General features: G+C 66.4%; 17 protein-coding genes. 12 read left to right on the top strand and 5 right to left on the bottom strand.

Annotated elements, in window-relative coordinates; all coding sequences use genetic code 11:
- Positions 1-326: 326 nt before the first annotated feature.
- Both ACODRW_RS07370 and ACODRW_RS07365 read left to right on the top strand, forming a co-directional pair.
- A complete protein-coding gene (locus ACODRW_RS07370; protein ID WP_107801047.1) occupies positions 327-623 on the top strand; it encodes a DUF2325 domain-containing protein in 297 nt (98 codons plus the stop codon).
- Positions 620-778: a hypothetical protein gene (locus ACODRW_RS07365; protein WP_158274379.1), complete on the top strand. Its 159-nt coding sequence runs from the start codon at positions 620-622 to the stop codon at positions 776-778. Before ACODRW_RS07370 ends, ACODRW_RS07365 begins: the two co-directional genes overlap by 4 nt.
- A 15-nt stretch (positions 779-793) precedes the next feature.
- Here ACODRW_RS07365 and rlmH read toward each other — a convergent pair whose 3' ends face one another.
- The 5 genes from rlmH to ACODRW_RS07340 all read right to left on the bottom strand — a co-directional run bounded on the left by rlmH (position 794) and on the right by ACODRW_RS07340 (position 4,396).
- Positions 794-1,264, bottom strand: coding sequence for a 23S rRNA (pseudouridine(1915)-N(3))-methyltransferase RlmH (rlmH, locus tag ACODRW_RS07360; protein WP_227105648.1), 471 nt, complete (start codon positions 1,262-1,264; stop codon positions 794-796).
- Positions 1,265-1,339: 75 nt separating this feature from the next.
- The gene (gene rsfS, locus ACODRW_RS07355) at positions 1,340-1,708 is read right to left on the bottom strand and encodes a ribosome silencing factor (RefSeq protein WP_019101317.1); all 369 of its coding nucleotides are present in this window, start codon (positions 1,706-1,708) and stop codon (positions 1,340-1,342) included.
- 173 nt (positions 1,709-1,881) lie between these two features.
- Entirely contained in the window at positions 1,882-2,520 is a 639-nt protein-coding gene (gene nadD / locus ACODRW_RS07350; RefSeq protein ID WP_199225946.1) for a nicotinate-nucleotide adenylyltransferase, read from the bottom strand.
- Positions 2,521-2,524: 4 nt separating this feature from the next.
- Positions 2,525-3,103: a beta-class carbonic anhydrase gene (locus ACODRW_RS07345; RefSeq protein ID WP_107801045.1), complete on the bottom strand. Its 579-nt coding sequence runs from the start codon at positions 3,101-3,103 to the stop codon at positions 2,525-2,527.
- Positions 3,104-3,358: 255 nt separating this feature from the next.
- On the bottom strand, positions 3,359-4,396 hold the full coding sequence (locus ACODRW_RS07340; RefSeq protein ID WP_488905441.1) for a DUF2804 domain-containing protein: 1,038 nt from the start codon (positions 4,394-4,396) through the stop codon (positions 3,359-3,361).
- 160 nt (positions 4,397-4,556) lie between these two features.
- On the opposite strand from ACODRW_RS07340, the gene ACODRW_RS07335 reads away from it, so the two are divergent.
- The 10 genes from ACODRW_RS07335 (at position 4,557) to ACODRW_RS07290 (ending at position 21,471) form a co-directional block, all read left to right on the top strand.
- Positions 4,557-4,871 (top strand): ArsR/SmtB family transcription factor, encoded by a 315-nt coding sequence (locus ACODRW_RS07335; protein ID WP_043589439.1) that lies wholly within the window; start codon positions 4,557-4,559, stop codon positions 4,869-4,871.
- Entirely contained in the window at positions 4,871-5,302 is a 432-nt protein-coding gene (locus tag ACODRW_RS07330; RefSeq protein ID WP_486636100.1) for a YeeE/YedE family protein, read from the top strand. The genes ACODRW_RS07335 and ACODRW_RS07330 overlap by 1 nt, the downstream gene beginning before the upstream one ends.
- 2 nt (positions 5,303-5,304) lie before the next feature.
- Positions 5,305-5,733 carry a DUF6691 family protein gene (locus ACODRW_RS07325; RefSeq protein ID WP_107801042.1) on the top strand — a complete coding sequence of 143 codons (429 nt, stop codon included), beginning with the start codon at positions 5,305-5,307 and terminating at the stop codon, positions 5,731-5,733.
- Entirely contained in the window at positions 5,730-7,454 is a 1,725-nt protein-coding gene (locus ACODRW_RS07320; RefSeq protein ID WP_488905440.1) for a SulP family inorganic anion transporter, read from the top strand. The genes ACODRW_RS07325 and ACODRW_RS07320 overlap by 4 nt, the downstream gene beginning before the upstream one ends.
- A 57-nt stretch (positions 7,455-7,511) precedes the next feature.
- Positions 7,512-8,948, top strand: a complete 1,437-nt coding sequence (locus ACODRW_RS07315; RefSeq protein ID WP_253313876.1) for a M48 family metalloprotease — start codon at positions 7,512-7,514, stop codon at positions 8,946-8,948.
- Between the two features lie 312 nt (positions 8,949-9,260).
- Positions 9,261-11,924, top strand: a complete 2,664-nt coding sequence (aceE, locus tag ACODRW_RS07310) for a pyruvate dehydrogenase (acetyl-transferring), homodimeric type (RefSeq protein ID WP_235085826.1) — start codon at positions 9,261-9,263, stop codon at positions 11,922-11,924.
- 120 nt (positions 11,925-12,044) lie between these two features.
- A complete protein-coding gene (gene aceF, locus ACODRW_RS07305) occupies positions 12,045-13,673 on the top strand; it encodes a dihydrolipoyllysine-residue acetyltransferase (protein WP_488905439.1) in 1,629 nt (542 codons plus the stop codon).
- A gap of 114 nt (positions 13,674-13,787) precedes the next feature.
- The gene (gene lpdA / locus ACODRW_RS07300) at positions 13,788-15,584 is read left to right on the top strand and encodes a dihydrolipoyl dehydrogenase (protein ID WP_107801037.1); all 1,797 of its coding nucleotides are present in this window, start codon (positions 13,788-13,790) and stop codon (positions 15,582-15,584) included.
- Between the two features lie 318 nt (positions 15,585-15,902).
- Positions 15,903-17,645 carry an autotransporter assembly complex protein TamA gene (locus tag ACODRW_RS07295; RefSeq protein WP_235085830.1) on the top strand — a complete coding sequence of 581 codons (1,743 nt, stop codon included), beginning with the start codon at positions 15,903-15,905 and terminating at the stop codon, positions 17,643-17,645.
- 13 nt (positions 17,646-17,658) lie between these two features.
- On the top strand, positions 17,659-21,471 hold the full coding sequence (locus ACODRW_RS07290; protein ID WP_488905438.1) for a translocation/assembly module TamB domain-containing protein: 3,813 nt from the start codon (positions 17,659-17,661) through the stop codon (positions 21,469-21,471).
- Positions 21,472-21,481 lie beyond the last annotated feature (10 nt).

Raw genomic sequence — 21,481 nt, 5'->3', positions numbered from 1 at the left:
AGATCAATAGGTTGGGCGGATAGGCCGAGGGCGCGCAGCGTAGCGGGTTTCGGTTTTTCTGTCGATAGTTTTGCTGGCAAGGACGGGGGGAGGGGCGCGCGATGAGGCCAGCCGCGGCGGCGGGGGCGGCGTCTTGTTTTACCTAGAGATTTCAAAGGTTTGCCGATTCATCGTCGCTGAGGGCGACGCGATGGGACCGCTGCGGCATTTATATATTTATTGGAAATAAAAAACTAATTTTATATATCTTTACTGCGCCATTACATCGGCTTAGAGTGAGGGCATGTCAAGGCGGCGTGCCGCGCCGCGCGAGAAGGAGGTGGCTGATGAACGCTCTGCTGATAGGCGCGGACAGCTTGGGGAATATTCCGGCGGTTCTGCAAAGCTACGATATCCGGATTTCCCGCCACATCTGCGGGCGCAACGTCGCGCATCAGCGCAAGGCGCCGCTGCCGGGCAAGCCGGATCTGTTGATCCTGCTCACCGATTTCCTGGGACACAATGTGATGCGCAATTACCGGGACAGCGCCCACGCGCTGGGCATTCCGGTGGTGGCCTGCCGCCGATCCGCCACCGCGGTGGAGCGGCGTTTGCAATATGAGGGCTGGAGGAAGCTGCCATGATTTTTTCAGGCAATGAAAATTGGTTGGACAGCCTGGCGCGCGCCGAGGGCTCGGCGCTGCCGCTGCGCGAGGATTCCGTCACGGTGGAATGGGCCGGATTGGCGCCGCCGCCCTTGCCTCCGCCCTTGGCGGCCCAGGCCTCGCCGCCGGCTTGATCCGCCAGCGTCCGTCTATTCGCGATGGTAGGGGTGGTTGTTGAGAATGGAATAGGCGCGGTAGATCTGCTCGGCCAGCATCACCCGGACCATGCCGTGCGGCAGCGTCATCGCGGACAGTTGCAGCAGCACGTCGGCGCGTTGTTTCAATTCCGCGGCCAGGCCGTCGGCGCCGCCGATGATGAAGGCCACATCGTCGCCGCCGGCCATCCATTCCTTCAGGCCTTCGGCCAGCCGCACCGAGGTCCAGTTCTTGCCGCGCTCGTCCATCACCACCAGCCGCGCGCGCGGCGGAAGGGCGGCGAGCAGCCGCTCGTGTTCGGCGGCGATGCCTTTTTCGGCGGTGACGCCGCCGCCGCGTTTCTCCGGCTTGATTTCCTTCAGTTCCAGCGTGATGTCGCGGCCAAAGCGCTTGGCGTAATCGCCGTAGGCCTCGTCGACCCAGCGCGGCATCTTGGTGCCGACGGCGAGAATAGTGATTTTCATCGTGTGTGAGCCAGGGAGTAAAACGCAAACGGGGACTTGCGTCCCCGTTCTTGATGGCGGCTTAGCGCAGCCGGATCAGGTCGCCGACCACGGACGGCCGCCGGCCGGCAGGAAGCTGGGCTTCTGACCGCCCCACAGCGCTTCGATGTCGTAGTAGTCGCGCACCGCGGGCAGCATCACGTGTACCACCACGTCGCCGGCGTCCACCAGCACCCATTCGCCGCTTTCGTGGCCTTCGCTGCCGACGATGTCCACGCCGGCTTCCTTCAGCTTCACGTGCACGCTGTTGGCCAGCGCCTTGACCTGGCGGTTGGAGTCGCCGGTGGCCACGATCATGCACTGGAACAGCGAGGTCAGCTTGCTGGTGTCCAGTTCGATGATGTCCTTGCCCTTGACGTCTTCCAGGGCTTCGATCGCCAGCTTGGCAATGTCTTGCACTTCCATAATGTCCTTTTCCTATGCGGGGTCCGCGTCGGCCAGAGCCGGCGCAAAGCGGCCGCAAAATGGCGGGCGGGCCGGCGCGCGCAAGCGGCCGGCAGACCCGCCGTATTGCTTTTAAAGTGAATCGCTGCCGGCCGTCTGCTGACGGCCTGGCGGAAAGTGGCCGGACACGGCGGCTACACTGTCTGGTATAGCCGGTGTTGGCGGATATAGGCCAGCACCGCGGGCGGCAGCACATCGTCCACCGCGTCGCCGCGCGCCAGGCGCTGGCGGATGTCGGTGGCCGCGATGTCCACCGGCGGCAAGGCCAAGGGGCGGATTGTACCGGATGCGGTTCGATTTGAAAAATCAGAGACTTGCCGGGCGCGCCACAAGGGCCGCACCGGCGCGGGCAGCGAGGCGGGATCGAAGCCGGGGCGCAAGGCTACGGCCAGGTTGGCGAAACGCAACAGTTCGTCCCAGCGCTTCCAGGTGTGCAGCGCGGCCAACGAGTCGCCGCCGATCAAAAACCACAATTCGGCGGCGGGGCCCAGCTCGGCGCGCAGTTCTTCCAGGGTGTCTATGGTGTAGGCCGCGCCGGGGCGGCGCACTTCGCGCTCGTCCACCGTCAGCCGCGGATGATCCGCCGCCGCCAGCTCCGCCATGGCGAGGCGCTGGGCCGGCGCGGCGTACGGGCCGTGGCTGCGATGATAGGGCCGGCCGGCTGGAATCAGCCTGACCTCGTCCAGCGCCAGCTCCGCGGCGAAGGCGTCGGCCATGCGCAGGTGGGCGTTGTGGATGGGGTCGAAGGTGCCGCCGAACAGGCCCAGACGCACCGGCTTACTCCGGCGCGTCGTCGTTCTGGTAGCCGTCGACGATGACTTCCAGCCGGCCGGTGGACGGATGGATCACCATGCCGTGCACCGGAACGTCCTTGGGCATCAGCGGATGGTTACGGATGGTGTGCACGGTGTGGCGCACGCTGTCGGACACGTTGTCGAAGCCCTTCAGCCAGCCGTCCAGGTCGATGCCGGCCGCGCGCAGCGTGGCGATGGTGTCTTCCGACACGCCGCGTTCCATCGCATGGTCCAGCACGCGCTGCGGATCGACCGCGCGCATGCCGCAGTCGCGGTGAGCGACCACGCAGATCTCGTCGGCGCGCAGTTCGTACACGGCCATGATCAGGCTGCGCATCACCGAACCCCACGGGTGGGTGATCAGCGCGCCGGCGTTCTTGATCAGCTTGGCGTCGCCGTTCTTCAGGCCCATGGCCTTGGGCAGCAGTTCCACCAGCCGGGCGTCCATACAGGCCAGGACGGCCAGGCCTTTGCCGGGGAATTTGTCGGTCTTGAACTGCTCGTATTCGCGGTTTTCCACGAAGTGGCGGTTGTGTTCGAGCAGAGCGCTTAATCTATCCATGATGGCAATCTCCTACTGAGAGTCTGTTCATGAGCGTTCTGGCGCGGAGACGCAAAAGGATCATGGACAGGCTCTGACGCTGCATTGGGTCGTTTAGAGAAAATACTCGGTTGCGGGCGCATCCTACCACTGTTGTTCCGGCCGGTCTTGTGTTTTCGCAAACCAGGGATTTCCCTGACTACAGCAGGGAATTTCGATGAACTCCAGACAATGGCGGCGAATGGGCGCTGGCGCGCCGCATCGAGCGGGCTACGCTCACCAACGCGACAGATGGTCTTCGGTCACGCCGAGCAAGTCGTCGACCACATGGACGGCGCCGTCGTCCGGGTCGCGGATCTGGCCGTTGAAGCGGCCGATAGGCTGCACATAGCGGCTGGCGGCGATCAGCAGATTCTTGTCTTCGCGGCGCGCCCCCTCAGGGGCGAAGCTCAGGTCCAGCAAGCCGTTGTCGCTCTGCATGCGCCAGCCCAGCAGCGGATCCTCCGGCTGATAGTCGAAGCGCACCGGCCCCAGCCGGATCAGTTTGCCGCGCAGCCAGGCGGCGTTCTCGGTGTCGCCCATATAGCCTTGCTGCAGATTGAAGCCCAGTTCCAGCGAATGCGCGCTGGCCCAGCGCCAGCGGGTTTCCCGCGCCAGCAGGCCGTTGGAATAGTCGAGCGCCGCCACCGCGCCGTCCAGCGAGTAGCGCCGGTCCTGGCAGTCGGCGAAGCCGCTGATCCTGAGGCCGCCGCTTTTATGGGTGGAGTGGGCCAGCCAGTTGGCCGGCGCGATCACCGCCAGCACCGGCGGCATGTCCGTCAATTGAATGTGCGCGGCCAGCTTCAACTGTGGCGAGTCCACCGCCAGTTCCAGCCGCTCGCCGTCGCGGTGGAAGCTCAGCCGGCAGCGGCCGGCCTGGAAGGCGGCGTCGCCAAAGGCGCGGTCTTCGATTCGCGTGGACAGGCCGGGCAGGCCGTTGGCGCTGGCGGCGGCGATGACTTCGCCGCTCTTGCGGTCGAACAGATAGGCGAAGGCGGTGCCGGTCCAGCCGACGTCGACGATGGCGACGCCGATGAAAAAGGCCGGGTGGGCGATGGCCGCGTATTGCCAGCGCTTGTGATGCAGCCGGCGCGTCAGCCTTTGGTAAGGCGTGGTTTTCAGCGCGCGCCAGTCCAGCCGCTCGATGATGCCCTGGTACACGCCGAAGGCGGGAATGCCGCGCTCGTGCACCAGTTGCCTGGGGGCGGGCGGGAGGAGGGTGGAGGCCATGGCGGTGCTGGGCCGGGCCGGCGCCGCGGCTGGAAATAGGTTCATGGCCTTGAGTCTACAACAGTTTTTCCCGGTGCGATGGTGACTGATAGGCCATGTGGCGACGGGCGGACAGTGTGGCGCGGCGGTAACAGTTAGTTGATTTACATTATATTATAAAACATAATGTTTGCGACGCCGGATCGCGGCGGCGGGAGAACGAAATATGGATTTGAACATGCTGCGCGCCAATGCCGGCCGCGCCGCCTTATTGTTGAAGGGCCTGGCCAACGAGGACAGGCTGCTGCTGCTGTGCCAGCTGGTGGACGGCGAGAAATCGGTGTCGGAGCTGGAGCGTCTGACCGGCATCCGTCAGCCCTCTTTGTCGCAGCAGTTGGGCGTATTGCGCAATGAGGGCCTGGTGGCGACGCGGCGCGAAGGCAAATGGGTGTATTACAGCGTGGCCAGCGCCGACGCCCTGGCCTTGCTGAACGCCTTGCACGCGCTGTTCTGCGCCGACCAGCCGGCAGGGGCGGCGTGATGGTCGTGGATTGGGCGGTGTTCACGCCGTGGTCCGCCCTGTCGGGCGGGGCGTTGATAGGCGCGGCGGCGGGCTGGTTGGCTCTGTCGCACGGCCGCGTCGCCGGCATCAGCGGCATGGTGGCCGGCCTGCTGGGACGGCGGGCGGACTGGCGCGCGCGCTTGGCCTTTCTTCTGGGCCTGACGGCCGCGCCGGCGCTGTGGTGGCTGGCGGCGGGCGAATTGCCCGTCGTCAAGATCGAGGCCGGTGGCTTGCGCTTGCTGGCCGCCGGCTTGCTGGTGGGCCTCGGCGCGGGCCTGGGTTCCGGCTGCACCAGCGGCCACGGCGTTTGCGGGCTGGCGCGCATGTCGCCGCGCTCCTTGGCGGCGACGGCGGCCTTTATGTTCGCCGGCTTCGTGGTGGTGGCCGTGTTCAGACATTGGGGGGCGTGAAGATGGCGGCGGAGTGGAAGCGCTTATTGTCGATGGCGGGCGCGGGCCTGTTGTTCGGCCTGGGGCTGTTGCTGTCCGGCATGGCCAATCCGGCCAAGGTGCTGGCCTTTCTGGATCTGGGCGGCGCTTGGGACCCCAGCCTGGCGTTGGTGATGGCCGGCGCCGTCGTCGCGGCCTGGCCGGCTTTCCGTCTGGCCGAGCGCCGCCCGCGCGCGTTCTTGGGCGAGCCGGCGTCTTGGCCGGCCAAGACGCCGCTGACGCGCCGGCTGATAGGCGGCAGCCTCTTGTTCGGCATTGGCTGGGGCCTGGCCGGCATCTGTCCGGGGCCGGCCTTGTTGCTGGGCGGCATGTTGTCGCCGCAGAGCGCTTGGTTTTTGCCGGCGATGGCGGCCGGCCTGTGGCTGGCCGGACGATGGGAGCGGCGCGGATGAGGCTTTGGTTGCCTGCCTGGCTGCGCGGCTACCGGCGCGCTTACTTGCCGGGCGATCTGGGCGCGGGCCTGGTGGTGACCCTGTTGCTGGCGCCGCAAGGGCTGGCTTACGCGCTGGTGGCCGGCTTGCCGGCGCAGGCGGGTTTGTACGCTAGCATTGCGCCCTTGCTGATTTACGCGCTGGCCGGCCGCAGCCACGCGCAGTCGGTGGGGCCGATGGCGATGACTTCCTTATTGGTGGCGGCTACGCTGTCGCGGCTGGCCGAGCCGGGTTCGGGAGATTATCTGGCGCTGGCCATTGGCCTGGCGCTGTTGTCCGGCGCGATGCTGGCGGCGCTGGGCCTGCTGAGGCTGGGCTTCGTCGCCGATCTCTTGTCCGAGCCGGTGCTGGCGGCCTTCACTTCGGCGTCGGCCTTGCTGATCGTGTTGTCGCAGCTGGCGCCCTTGCTGGGCGTGCAGGCCGGCGGCGCGTCCTTGCCGCAGCTGCTGGCCGGGCTGTGGCGAGCGGCCGAAGGGTTCAATTCCGCCGCGCTCTTGCTCGGCGCTCCGGCCTTGGCCTTGCTGCTGCTGGCGCGTTGGCTGGGCGAACCGCTGCTGCGCCGCTGCGGCCTGAGCGCGCCGGCGCGGCAATTATGGCTGCGGCTGGCGCCGCTATTGGCGGTGCTGCTGGGCATGGGGCTGGTGGCCGGTCTGGATTTGCGCTCCGCCTTGCCGGTGGTGGGCGAGATCCCGCCGGGCCTGCCGGCGCCGACCTGGCCGGGGCTGAGCCTGGAGCAGTGGTCGCAGCTGGCCTTGCCGGCCTTTTTCATCGCGCTGATCAATTACGTGCAGAGCCTGGCGGTGGCTCAGGCGCTGGCGCAGCGCCGCGGCGACGAGGTGGATCCGGACCGGGAGCTGTTGGCGCTGGGCCTGTGCAATATCGGCGCCGGCCTGTCCGGCGGCTTCCCGGTCACCGGCGGGCTGACCCGCTCCATGGTCAACGCCGAGGCCGGGGCCCAGACTCAACTGGCCTCGGTGATCGCCGCCCTGGGCCTCATGCTGCTGGCCGGCTTCGCCGCCGCGGCGCTGGCCTTGCTGCCGCTATCGGTATTGGCGGCGATGATCATCGCCTCGGTCAGCGCCATGATACGTTTCGACAGCCTGCGTCTGGCCTGGCGCGTCGATCGCGCCGATGCGGCGGCGTTCGCGCTGACCTTTGTTCTGGTGCTGTGGCTGGGGGTGGACTCCGGCATCGTCGCCGGCGTGCTGATGTCGCTGGCGGCCATGTTGTGGCGCAGCAGCCGGCCGCATATCGCCGAACTGGGCCGGCTGCCGGGCAGTCATCATTTCCGCAATCGGCTGCGTTTCGCGGTGGAGCGCCTGCCCGGCGCGCTGTTTCTGCGCGTGGACGAAAGCCTGTTCTTCGGCAACGCCCGCCAAGTGCGCGGCGAGACGCTGCGCCGGCTGGCCGCTCAGGCCGGAAGCACGCGATTGGTGCTGATCATGAGCGCGGTCAATCGCGTGGATACCAGCGCCTTGCTGATGCTGGCGCGGCTGGACGCGGAGCTGGCGGCGCGCGGCGTGACGCTGCACCTGGCCGAGATCAAGGGGCCGGTGGCGCAGCGGATGGAGGGCGGCGGCCTGCTGGCCGGTTTCAACGGCCGCGTGCACTTGAGCGCGCAAGCGGCGTGGGAGGCGCTGACCGCGCCGCGGCGGGATGGCGGGGAAGCTCATACTCTTTGACAGTTGATGTTGCGCCGCCTCATGCAACTTGTGGGCGAACCTGGCTATCATAGCCGGATGACCAAACAGACCCTGCTGGCCGGCGTGCTGGCGCTGAGCTTGTTGCACCCGTCCGTCAGCTATGCCGATTTGCCCGATCTGGGCGAGGTGTCGGACGCCTCGCTGACGCTGGCGGATGAAAACCGCATCGGCCGCCAGGCCTGGCGCGCCATGCTGGAGGCGGGAGACATCGTCGACGATCAGGAGGTCAACGATTACCTCAACGATATCGGCGGCCGGCTGTCCAGCGGCGTCAAGCTGCCCGGCGTCGGTTTCACCTATTTCTGCGTCAACGACAGCGGCATCAACGCCTTCGCCATGCCCGGCGGCTATATCGGCATCAATATCGGACTGCTGCTGGCGACCCAGAGCGAAGGCGAGCTCGCCTCGGTGCTGGGGCATGAAACCGCCCACGTCGCCCAGCGCCACATCGCGCGGATGAAGGCGGCCAGCAGCGCCACCAGCCCCTTGCTGTTGTTGGGCACCATCATCGCCGCCGCGCTGGCGGCCAAGGCCGGCAGCGGCCAAGGCGCGATGGGCGTGGTGTCCGCCGGCATGGGGCTGTCGATTTCCAACCAACTGGCGTTTTCGCGCGATTTCGAACGCGAAGCCGACCGCGTCGGCATGCAATACATGAGCCAGGCCGGCTTCGACGTGCGCAGCATGCCGGCTTTCTTTCAGCGGCTGCAGCTGAACGAGCGTTACAGCGACAACGCGGCGCTGGCCTTCCTGCGCACCCACCCGGTGACGCTGGAGCGCATCAGCGAAGCGGAAAACCGAGCGCTGGACTACCCGGTGAAGATGCGCGCCGACAGCGTCGATTACCTGCTGGTGCGCGAGAAACTGCGCGCCGCGACGCTGACGCCGGACGAAGGGGAGCGCTATTACGAGGCGGCGCTGGACCGCGGCCTGTACCTGAACGAGGGCGCGCAGTGGTATGGTCTGGCCCAGGTCAAGCTGCGTCAGCGCGATATCGCCGGCGCGCGCCAGGCGCTGGCCAAGGCGCGGACCAAGCTGCCGGACCACCCGATGCTGCGGGGCCTGGACGTGGCGATAGAGCGCGAACGCAAGGACTGGCCGGCCGCCCGCAACGCGGCGCGCGCCGGGCTGGCCCGTTTTCCGCAGAGCCTGTCGCTGCAGTTGCTGGACATCGACGTCGCCATCGCCAGCGGCGACAGCCAGGGCGCGCTGGCCCTGATCAAGACCCAGCTGAACCGCCATCCGGACAATCCGGGGCTGTATCGGCGTCAGGCCAGCTTGTACGCCGACCGCGACCCGCTGCGTTACCACGCGGCCTTGGGCAACGCCTTCTATCATGAACAGCGCTATCAGCCGGCGATGGAGCAGTTCCAACTGGCCGGCAAGGCCAAGGGCGACGATTTCTACCTGCGCTCCTCAATCGAAGCGCGCATCCGCGAACTGGACCGGCTCGTCCGGGACGAGAGAAAGAAGTAAGCGCGCAACTGAAACGAATGTTTCAATTTGCGACAGTAAATCGCAAAAAAACAACATGGTGCGGCGCAATAACCGCTGTTTTCCGCCCCGAAACAAGCGTTAGTACGCTTGACCTATTCCTTTGTGAAAGCCGGAAGACGTACACTTGCTCAAGATACGGCGCTCTTTTCGCAAATGAACATTTTTATTTGCGATTGCGTTCGTTTATAATCTGAAGCTAATAAATAGGTTCGAATTCGAGCCGATTGCAATAACGCGGGGCCGCGCAGTGCTACATACGGCCCCCGATCCACCTTGCTGTGAGGACCAGAGATGGCTGCAACTTTCCCTGACGATATCGATCCGTTGGAAACCCAGGAATGGACTGAAGCGCTGGAGTCGGTGCTGGATGCCGAAGGCCCGGAACGCGCGCATTACCTGTTGGAGAAACTGGTCGAGCGCACCCGCCGCCGCGGCGCCCATCTGCCGTTTGACGCCACCACCGCATACCAGAACAGCATTCCGCTCGGCAAAGAAGTCAAGTCGCCGGGCAACCACGAGATGGAGCATCGCATCCGCTCGATCAACCGCTGGAACGCCGCCGCTTTGGTGCTGCGCGCCGGCAAGAAGGATCTGGAGCTGGGCGGCCACATCGCCTCCTTCCAATCCTCCGCCACCCTGTACGACGTGGGCTTCAACCATTTCTGGCGCGCCCAGAACGATGAGCAAGACGGCGATCTGATCTACTTCCAAGGCCACATTTCCCCGGGCGTGTACGCGCGCGCCTTCATGGAAGGCCGCCTGTCCGCCGAGCAGCTGGACAGCTTCCGCCAGGAAGTGGACGGCAACGGCCTGTCCTCCTACCCGCACCCGTGGCTGATGAAGGACTTCTGGCAGTTCCCGACCGTGTCGATGGGCCTGGGCCCCTTGATGGCCATCTACCAAGCCCGCTTCCTCAAGTACCTGGAAAGCCGCGGTCTGGCCAAGACCCACGGCCGCAAAGTCTGGTGTTTCTGCGGCGATGGCGAGATGGACGAGCCGGAGTCCCTGGGCGCCATCTCCATGGCCGCCCGCGAAGGCCTGGACAACCTGATCTTCGTGGTCAACTGCAACCTGCAGCGTCTGGACGGCCCGGTGCGCGGCAACGGCAAGATCATTCAGGAGCTGGAAGGCGACTTCCGCGGTTCCGGCTGGAACGTGCTGAAAGTGATCTGGGGCTCGCGTTGGGACCCGCTGCTGGCGATGGACAGCAAGGGCCTGCTGAAGAAGCGCATGGACGAGTGCGTGGACGGCGACTACCAGACCTTCAAATCCAAGGACGGCGCTTACGTTCGCGAACACTTCTTCGGCAAGTACCCGGAGCTGCGCGAAATGGTCGCCAATATGTCCGACGACGAGATCTGGGCGCTGAACCGCGGCGGCCATGACCCGCACAAGGTGTACGCCGCCTACCACGAGGCGTCCAACAGCGCCAACGGCCGTCCGACCGTGATCCTGGCCAAGACCATCAAGGGTTACGGCATGGGCGCGTCCGGCGAAGCCAAGAACATCGCGCACCAGGCCAAGAAAATGGATCTGGATTCGCTGCGCAAATTCCGCGACCGCTTCGGCATTCCGGTGTCCGACGAGGACCTGGCGAACGTGCCGTACTACCTGCCGGCCGAAGACAGCCCGGAAATGAAGTACATGCGCGAACGCCGCGCCGCGCTGGGCGGCTACCTGCCGGCCCGCAAGCCGGTGACCACCGCGCTGCAAACGCCGGAACTGTCCGTGTTCGACGCGCAGCTGCAAGCGTCCGGCGACCGCGAGTTCTCCACCACCATGGCCTTCGTCCGCATGCTGGGCACCATCATGAAGGACAAGAACATCGGTCAGCGCGTAGTGCCCATCGTGCCGGACGAGTCCCGCACCTTCGGCATGGAAGGCATGTTCCGCCAGTACGGCATCTGGTCCACCCAGGGTCAGAACTACGTGCCGCAGGATCATGACCAGCTGATGTTCTACAAGGAATCCAAGGACGGCCAGATCCTGCAGGAAGGCATCAACGAGCCGGGCGCGATGGCTGACTGGATCGCCGCGGCGACCAGCTACGCCAACAGCAGCCAGCAGATGATTCCGTTCTACATCTACTACTCGATGTTCGGCTTCCAGCGCATCGGCGACCTGGCCTGGGCCGCCGGCGACATGCGCGCCCGCGGCTTCCTGCTGGGCGGCACCGCCGGCCGCACCACGCTGAACGGCGAAGGCCTGCAGCACGAAGACGGCCACAGCCACATCCAGGCCGGCCTGATCCCGAACTGCATCAGCTACGACCCGACCTTCGCTTACGAACTGGCGGTGATCGTGCAGGACGGTCTGCGCCGCATGTACGCGGAGCAGGAAGACGTCTTCTACTACCTGACCCTGATGAACGAAAACTACGTTCACCCGGCGATGCCGGCGGGCGCGGAAGAGGGCATCCTGAAAGGCATGTATCTGCTGCAGGACGGCGGCGACGCCCAGGTGAAAGTGCAGCTGATGGGCTCCGGCACCATTCTGCGCGAAGTGATGGCCGCGGCCGATCTGCTGAAGGCCGACTTCGGCATCGGCGCCGACATCTGGAGCGTGACCTCCTTCAACCAGCTGCGCCGCGACGGCATGGAAGCCGAGCGTCACAACCTGCTGAACCCGACCGCCGAAGCGCGGGCCTCCTACGTGGCCCAGCAGTTGTCCGGCCGTCAGGGTCCGGTGGTGGCCGCGACCGACTACATCCGCAACTACGCCGACCAGATCCGCGAATACGTTCCGGGCCGTTACGTGGTGCTGGGCACCGACGGCTTCGGCCGTTCCGACAGCCGCGCCAACCTGCGTTCCTTCTTCGAGGTGGATCGCTACCACGTGGCGCTGGCGGCCTTGTCCGCACTGGCGCGCGACGGCAAGATCGAAGCGTCCAAGGTGGCCGAGGCGATCGCCAAGTACGGCATCAAGACCGACAAGCTGCCTAGCTGGAAGGTGTAATCGCAGAGCGGAAGCCCCGGTTCAGGCCGGGGTCTTCCGCCTTTGCATGGCAAGCGAATCTGTAGCGGATATCCGGTGGCAAGCCCCGACAGGGGCTTCCGCCTTACGAATGGAAAGCTCATGAGCAATCTGATCGAATTGAAAGTGCCCGACATCGGCGGTCACAGCAATGTAGACATCATCGAAGTATTCATCGTCCCGGGCCAGACCGTGTCCGTGGACGATTCCCTGATCACGCTGGAAACCGACAAGGCCACCATGGAAGTGCCGGCGGAAACGGCGGGCGTGATCAAGGAAGTCAAAGCCGTCGTCGGCGGCAAGATCTCCGAAGGCGACGTGATCGCCATCCTGGAAGTGGGCGCCGCAGCGTCCGCGCCGGCCCTGGCCCCGGCCGCCGCCGCCCCGGCCGCGGCTCCGGCTCCGGTTGCAGCCGCTCCCGCTGCCGCGCCGGCGGCTTCCGGCCGCAGCGAAATCCGCGTGCCGGACATCGGCGGCCACAACGGCGTCGACGTGATCGAAGTGACCGTCAAGGTCGGCGATGAGATCGCCGTCGACGACAGCCTGATCACGCTGGAAACCGACAAGGCCACCATGGAAGTGCCGGCCTCCGCCGCCGGCCGCGTGGTGGAAGTCAAAGTGAAAGTGGGCGACAAGGTCAGCGAAGGCGATCTGATCGTGGTGGTCGAAGGCGCCGTTGCCGCCGCCGCCGCTCCGGTTGCTGCCGTTGCGGCCCCGGCTCCTGCCGCCGCCTCGGCTGCCCCTGCCCCGGTGGCCGCCGCGCCCGCCGCCGCTCCTGCCAAGGCCGCCGCCGCCATCGACGAAGCCTCCTTCTCCAAGGCCCACGCCGGTCCGTCCGTGCGCCGTCTGGCGCGCGAACTGGGCGTGGACCTGGGCAAGGTCAAGGGCAACGGCCGCAAGGGCCGCATTACCGAAGAAGACGTCAAAGCCTTCGTCAAGGGCGTGATGCAGAACCCGGCGGCGCTGGCCCCGGCCGCCGCGGCCTCCTCCGGCGGCGGTCTGGATCTGCTGCCGTGGCCGAAAGTCGATTTCGCCAAGTTCGGCCCGATCGAAACCAAGCCGCTGTCCCGCATCCAGAAGATTTCCGGTGCCAATCTGTCGCGCAACTGGGTGATGATCCCGCACGTAACCTTCAACGACGAGTGCGACATCACCGAGCTGGAAGACTTCCGCAAGACCGTGGGCAAGGAATGGGAAAAGTCCGGCCTGAAGATCAGCCCGCTGGCCTTCATCATCAAGGCCGCCGCCGAGGCGCTGAAAGCTTTCCCGAACTTCAACAGCTCGCTGGACGGCGACAATCTGGTGCTGAAGCAGTACTACCACATCGGCTTCGCCGCCGACACGCCTAACGGCCTGGTGGTGCCGGTGATCAAGGACGCGGACAAGAAGGGCCTGCGCCAGATCGCCCAGGAACTGACCGATCTGTCCAAGCTGGCGCGCGAAGGCAAGCTCAAGCCCACCGACATGCAGGGCGCCACCTTCACCATCTCCAGCCTGGGCGGCATTGGCGGCACCAGCTTCACGCCCATCGTCAACGCGCCGGAAGTGGCCATCCTCGGCGTCTGCAAATCGCAGATCAAGCCGGTGTGGAACGGCAAGGAATTCGCGCCGCGCCTGATGTGCCCGCTGTCGCTGTCCTTCGATCACCGCGTGATCGACGGCGCCGCCGCCGCGCGCTTCACCGTGCATCTGGGCAAACTGCTGTCCGATGTGCGCCGCCTGATTCTGTAATCGCCAGCCGGGCGGACGCCCCGGCCTGGCCGGAGCGCGCCGCCCAAGCGAACGACTCTGCTGAATAGCGGCGGGGGCCCCCGGGCTTCCGCCTTACGTTGCGGATGGAAAACCATGAGCAATCTGATTGAACTGAAAGTCCCGGACATCGGCGGCCACAACAACGTGGACGTGATCGAAGTCTTCGTCAAGCCGGGCGACGTGATCGAGAAAGAAGCCAGCCTTATCACGCTGGAAACCGACAAGGCCACGATGGAAGTGCCGGCGGAAACCGCCGGCGTGGTAAAAGAAGTCAAGATCGCCGTCGGCGGCAAAGTGTCCGAAGGCGATGTGATCGTGATCGTTGAAGCCGCCGGCGCCGCCGCGGCTCCGGCCGCGCCCAAGCCGGTGGAAACCACCGGCGTCGCTTCCGCCACCACCCAGGCCGGTTTCGCGCCGCAAGCCGCTCCGGTGGCCGCCAGCCATAGCGGCGGCGCCGACATCGAGTGCGACGTGATGGTGTTGGGCGGCGGTCCCGGCGGTTATTCCGCCGCCTTCCGCGCGGCCGACCTGGGCCTGAAAGTAGTCATCGTCGAGCGCTACGCCACCCTGGGCGGCGTCTGCCTGAACGTGGGCTGCATCCCGTCCAAGGCGCTGCTGCACAATGCGGCGGTGATCGACGAAGTCAGCCATCTGGCCGCCAACGGCATCAAGTTCGGCAAGCCGGAAGTGGACATCGACATGCTGCGCGGTTACAAGGAAAAAGTAATCGCCAAGCTGACCGGCGGCCTCGCCGGCATGGCCAAGGCGCGCAAGGTGGAAGTCGTGCGCGGCAACGGCCATTTCATCGATCCGCATCATATCGAAGTGTCCGCCACTACCGGCAAGGGACGCGAAGAGAGCGGCGAGAAGAAGATCGTCAAATTCAAGAACGCCATCATCGCCGCCGGTTCCCGCGTGGTGAAGCTGCCCTTCATCCCGGACGATCCGCGCGTGGTGGATTCCACCGGCGCGCTGGAGCTGAAGGGCGTGGCCAACCGCATGCTGATCATCGGCGGCGGCATCATCGGCCTGGAAATGGGCACCGTTTACTCCACGCTGGGCGCGCGCCTGGACGTGGTGGAAATGATGGACGGCCTGATGCAGGGCGCGGACCGCGACCTGGTCAAAGTGTGGCAGAAGTGGAACGCCCACCGTTTCGACAACATCATGCTCAACACCAAGACCGTGGCCGTGGAGCCCAAGGACGACGGCGTGTGGGTGACTTTCGAGGGCGATCAAGCGCCGAAAGAGCCGCAGCGCTACGACCTGGTGCTGTACGCCACCGGCCGCGCGCCCAACGGCAAGCTGCTGGGTGCCGAGAACGCCGGCATCGCGGTGACCGACCGCGGCTTCATCCCGGTGGACAAGCAGCAGCGCACCAATGTGCCGCACATCTTCGCCATCGGCGACATCGTCGGCCAGCCGATGCTGGCGCACAAGGGCGTGCATGAAGGCCATGTGGCGGCGGAAAACTGCGCCGGCCAGAAGTCCTACTTCGACGCGCGCGTGATTCCGGGCGTGGCTTACACCGATCCGGAAGTGGCTTGGGTCGGCGTCACCGAGGACGAGGCCAAGAAGCAGGGTCTGAAGATCGAGAAGGGCGTGTTCCCGTGGGCCGCCTCCGGCCGCGCCATCGCCAACGGCCGCGACGAAGGCTTCACCAAGCTGATCTTCGACGCCGAAAGCCACCAGATCATCGGCGGCGGCATTGTCGGCCCGCACGCGGGCGACATGATAGGCGAAGTCTGCCTGGCCATCGAAATGGGCTGCGACGCCACCGACATCGGCAAGACCATTCACCCGCACCCGACCATGGGCGAGTCCATCGGCATGGCGGCGGAAGTGGCGCACGGCACTTGCACCGATTTGCCGCCGCAGCGCAAGAAGTAAGCGCGGCGCGGTAAGGATGAGGGGCGGACTTTCGGGTCCGCCCTTTTTTATGCGCATCGTCTTAAATGACGGGGCGGCAAAACTATTGCCGATTTCGCCTGTCACACCGCCCTGCGCCCGTAATCGGCGCGCGTGAGCGGCCGCCATGAGGAAAACGTATGGCTGTCGCGTGTGAATCTGAATTACGGTTGAATATAAATTAAGCTTTTGGTTTAAGAAAACGCCGGTCTGTTCCCGCGATTTTGAAGCCGCCCCGCCGCTTCTCGCCAGCCGCCGCAAGTTTCGTTACCATGGCCTCGACACCAAACGAATCGGACCATGCCAAGCTCCCGCCTGCTTATTTCATTGATCTTATTGCTGTCGGCGACGCCCGTCTGGGCCAAGCTCGATTACAGCGTGCGCGTCGACGCGCCTTCCGGCCTGGCCGGCTTGCTGCAAGACAATCTGGAATTGGTCACCAGCCGTCTGGAAGAAGAAATGGACGAGACGCTGTTGACCGAGTTGGTGCGCAGCACCCCGGAGGACGCGCGCAAGCTGCTGGAGACCGAGGGTTATTTCGACGCGCGCGTCAATGTGCGCGAAGAAAGCGCCCGGCAGTACGTGATCGAGGTCAAGCCCGGCGAGCCCACGCTGATAGACGACGTGGTCATCCGCCTTAACGGGCCGATACGCGACGAAGGCGACTTCCAGCAACGCTTCGCCGCGGTGCTGGAAGCCTGGTCGCTGCCCATGGGCGCGCCTTACCGGCAGTCCGATTGGGACGGCAGCAAGCGCGCGGTGATGCGGCTCATCACCGCCGATCGCTTTCCCAAGGCGCAGATCAGCAAGAGCGCGGCGGAAATCGATCCGGCCACCCGTCGTGCGCAATTGCTGGTGGACATCGACAGCGGGCCGGTGATCCTGTTCGGCGAGATCACCGTCAAAGGCATGAAGCGTTATCCGGAGAAGATCGCCACCGGTCTGGCCGACTTCTCCCCCGGCACCGCCTACCGGCTGCAGAAGATCTTCGATTACCAGTCGGCGCTGGAGCAGGCGCCGCATTTCTCCAATGTGGTGGTCAGCCCCGACATGGCCCATATCGACCCGGACACCCATCGGGTGCCGGTGGAGGTGGACGTCACCGAGATGCCGCGCCAGAAGCTGGAGCTGGGTTTGATCTACGACTCCGGCGACGGCCCCGGCCTGCGCGTCGGCTACGACCATTACAATATTTTCCGCCGCGGCTACACCGGCTCCTTGGTGACCAACTGGAAGAAAAACCAGCAATCGCTGTCGCTGGGCCTGGGCTTTCCGCGCCAGTCCGACGGCTATTCCCATTCCATCACCAGCGCTTTCAAGACCGACGACGTGCAGGGCCTGAAAACCCGCAGCAGCGACGTGGGCGGCTGGCGCACCCGCACCCGCGGCAATATCGAGGCCCGTCTCGGCCTGCAATACCTGCTGGAAAGCGAAGAGGCCGGCGGCGTGTCCAATAAGGACACCCGCGCCTTGCAGCTGGTCTACGGTTGGACCCAGCGCGCGGTGGACGATTTGATGCGGCCGCGCTCCGGCGTTTTGCTGGACTTCCAGCTCTCCGGCACCGTCGGCAGCGCCCTGTCCTCCACCTCCTATGTGCGCGGCTACGCCCGCACCGTCGGATACTGGTCGCCGTTTCCCAAGTACGGCACCTTCGTCGGCCGGCTGGAACTGGGCCAGGTGTGGGCCAACGACAAGGACGCGGTGCCGTCCTCCATCCTGTTCCGCGCCGGCGGCGCCAACAGCGTGCGTGGCTACGATTACCAGAGCCTGGGCCTGCCGGGCCCCAACGGCTCGGTGCTGGGCGGCCGCGTGGTGGCCACCGGCAGCCTGGAGTACCAAATCCCGATCAAACCGGACTGGTATCTGGCGCTGTTCACCGACGCCGGCAACGCCAGCCAGAGCTGGAAAGGCTTCCAAGTGGAGCGCGCCAACGGCGTCGGCGTGCGCTGGATGAGCCCGGTGGCTCCGCTGGCCTTCGACTTCGCCAAGGCGGAGCGCGACGGCAAGATCCGCTGGAACCTCAGCCTGGGCCTGGCTTTCTGACCCGAATGCATTCATGAGCGAAACCGACACTCCCCAAACTCCCGACACCGCGCCGCCGCCGCCGGCCAAGCCCAAGCGCCGCCGCTGGCGCTGGCTGCTGTGGCTGCCTTTGCTGCTGATCGCGTTCTTGCTGGTCGCCAGCGCCTGGCTGACCGGCAGCCGCGCCGGCTTCGCCTGGCTGATGCAGTCGCTGGGCGGCCTCAGCGGCAACGCCGTCAGCGTCAAGCAAGCCGAAGGCACGCTGTGGGACGGCTTCAAACTGAGCGAAGTACGCGTGCGCAGCGCCGGCAGCGACGTGGACATCGAGTCCGTGCAGCTGGACTGGCGGCCGAGCGCCTTGTGGCAGCGCCAATTGTGGGTGAGGCAATTGGCGGTGGGCCACGTCAAGGTGGCGGTCAAGCCGACGCCGGCCGCCCCGTCCAGCGGCGCGCCGGAATCGCTGGCCTTGCCCCTGGGCGTCCGCCTGGACCGGTTGAGCGTGGCCAGCGTGACGCTGGAGCCGGCCAAGCTGCGGCTCTACGGCCTGGAAGCCGGCTACGTCTACGACGGCCGGCGCCACGATCTCAAGCTCAAGCGCCTGGGCTCGCCCTGGGGCGAGGCCGCGGCGGCGCTGCAATTGGCCGACGCCAAGCCCTTCGCGCTGCAGGGCAAGCTCAGCGCCGACGGCGAGCTGGACAAGATTCCCTATCAGGCGCGGCTGGCGCTGGGCGGCGATCTGCTGCACCTGAGCTTTGACGGCGAGTTGTCCGGCAAAGACCTGGTGGCCGACGTCAAGGGCGGCCTGCTGCCCTTCGCCAGCAATCCCTTCAACAGTTTCACCCGGCTGGACGCGCGCATGGCCGGCATCAATCCGCAGGCCATCCTGCCGGAATGGCCGCGCGCCAAGCTCAGCCTGGCGGTGTTCGCCGAGCCGGACGCCGGCCAGCGCGTCAAGGGCGGCCTGACCCTGCTGAATGAGCTGGCCGGCCCCTTGTCCGAGCAGCGGCTGCCGCTGTCCTTGCTGGCCGGCGAGTTCCGCGCCGACGACAAGGCGCTGGAGCTGTTCAATACCCACGCCCGGATCGCCGGCGGCGAAATCGGCCTGGCCGGCCAGCTGCGGCCGGATAGGCTCAAGCTGGCGCTGGATGTCTCCAAGCTGGGCCTGAGGCAATTGCACGCGGACGCGCCGGACGACAGCCTGGACGGCCGGGTGACGCTGGACGGCCCCTTGAGCGGGCCGAACATCCTCGCCCAACTCAAGGGCAAAACCCTGCAAGCCAAGGCCGATGTCGGTTTCGCGCCGGCGCCGCATCCGGCGCTGCTGATCCGGCAGGCGGAGTTGACCGCCGGCGTCGGCACCCTGGCGCTGGCCGGTCAACTGGGCCTGGACGGCAAGCAGCTGTTCGATTTCAACGGCAAGCTCAATCGCGCCGACCCGTCCAAACTCAAGCCCGGCCTGCCCAGCGGCGACCTCAACGCCAGCTTGCAGGCCAAGGGTCAGCTGGCCAGCCCGCTGAGCGTGGCGGCCAAGCTGCAATTCGCGCCCAGCAAGCTGTCCGGCGCGCCGCTCAGCGGCGGGGCCGATCTACAGCTGCAGGGCGAACGCTTGAAGTCGCTCAGCGCCGATCTGAAGCTGGCGCAGAACCGGCTGCAGGCCAACGGTGCTTACGGCGCCGCCGGCGACAAGCTCAAACTCTTGATCGACGCGCCCAATCTCGGCCTGATCGGCCCCGGTTTCTCCGGCGTGGTCAAGGGCCAGGGCGAGTTGGCGGGCACACCCAAGGCGCCGTTGATCAGCGCCAATCTGCAAGCCGACCGACTGAAGCTGCCGGGCAATATCGCCGTGCAGAGCATGCAATTCAGCGGCAACGTCAAGGCCGACCAGAACAGCCCGTTCCAACTCAAGCTGGACGTGGCCGCGCTGCAAGCCGGCGGTTTCCGCGCCGAGCAGCTGCGCGCCAGCGCCAACGGCACGCGCGCGCGCCATGGTCTGCAACTGGACGGCCGTTTCCGCCTGGCCGACCACCCTTACGCGCTGCAATTGGCGGCCAGCGGCGGCCTGCGCGGCGAGGCCGGGCCCTGGGCCGGCACCCTGAGCAAACTGGAGTTGAGCGGCCGTCCCGGCCTTAGCCTGCTGGCGCCGGTGGCGCTGGAACTGGGCGAGCAGATCAAGGTGGGCAACGCCCGGCTGTCGGCCTTGGGCGGCAGCATCACCCTGGCCGAACTCAACCGCGGCGCCAACGGCGCGCTCAGCACCCGCGGCTCCGCGCGCGGCCTGCGGCTGGCGGAGCTGGGGCCCTTGCTCAGCCTGCCGGTGAAGCAGGATCTGAGCTTCGATTCCGACTGGAACCTGAATCTGGCGGCCAACGCCAAGGGCCAGTTCACGCTGCGCCGCGCCGGCGGCGACGTGCAGCTGCCGGGCGACAAGGGCAAGGACGTGGCGCTGGGTCTGAAGACCGCCGCCGTCACCCTGACGCTGGACGGCGGGCGCGCGCTGTTCGACCTGAATCTGGACAGCCGCTACGCCCAAGCGCAAGGCAAGGGTTCGGTGCCGTGGAACGGCGGCGCCATCGACGCCAAGACCCCGCTCAACGCCACGGTCAGCGCCAGCGTGCCTTCGCTGGCGACGCTGGCCAGCTTCGCCGGTCCTTCGCTGGAGCTGGGCGGCCTGATCAGCGCCAATCTGGCTTTGACCGGCGCCTTGAGCCAGCCTATGGCCCAAGGGACGATACGCGGCGACAAATTATTGCTGGCCGACCGCCGCACCGGCATCCGCCTGGGCGACGGCAGCCTGCTGGCGCGGCTGGACGGCCGCAAGCTGGTGCTGGACCGTTTGCGCTTCGCCGGCGGCGAAGGCGAGGTGGCGGCCAGCGGCGCGCTGGATCTCAGCGGCGACACCCCGGACGCGCGGGTGGCGGTGGAATTGCGCAAGTTCGGCGTGTTCGACCGGCCCAACCGCCGCCTGGTGGTGTCCGGCCGCACGGAACTGGCGATGGTGGCCGGCAAACTGTCGCTGACCGGCCATATCCGCGCCGACCAGGGCCGCATTGGCCTGCCCAAGTTCGGCGCGCCCAGCCTGGGCGACGATGTGATGGTCAAGGGCCGGCCGGGGCCGGAGCCGTCGGCCTTCGCCAGCATGCCGCTGACGGTGGCGCTGGATCTGGACCTGGGCGAGCACTTCCGCTTCTCCGGCCAGGGCCTGAACGTGGATCTGACCGGCTCGGTGCGCGTCAGCGCCAATCCGGGCGAAGCGCCGGGCGCCAAGGGCCAGGTGCGGGTGGTCAAGGGGCGTTACAAGGCCTATGGCCAGGATCTGGACATCGAGTACGGCGCCATCACCTTCAACGGTCCCTTGGACAACCCCCTGCTCAATGTGCGCGCCAAGCGCCGGCTGTCGCCGGTGGGCGCCGGGGTGGAAGTCAGCGGTTCGGTGTCGGTGCCCAAGGTGCGGTTGATCGCCGACGAGCCGATGTCGGAAAAGGACAAGCTGGCCTGGCTGGTCTTGGGCCGGGCGGCCAGCGGCGAGCGCGACGACAACGATCTGGCGGCCTCCGCCGGCATGATGCTGGCCGGCTCGCTCAACGATCAGATCGGCCTGTTCGACGATCTGGGCGTGTCCAGCCGCAAGGAAAAGACCTTGGCCAACGGCACGGTGAGCCCGGCGGAGCAGGTGGTGACGGTGGGCCGCCAGCTGACCCGCGAACTGTATCTGGGCTACGAGTACGGCGTGACCAGCGCGAACCAGGCGGTGAAGCTGGCGTATCAGCTGAGCAGGGGCTGGTCGGTGGTGTTGCGGGCCGGTACCGACGCCTCGGTGGAGTCGCGCTACACCTTGCGCTTCGATTGAGCGCGATGCG

This window comes from Chromobacterium sp. FG89 (genome assembly GCF_057808735.1).
This window is presented reverse-complemented; position numbering and strand designations above follow the sequence as displayed.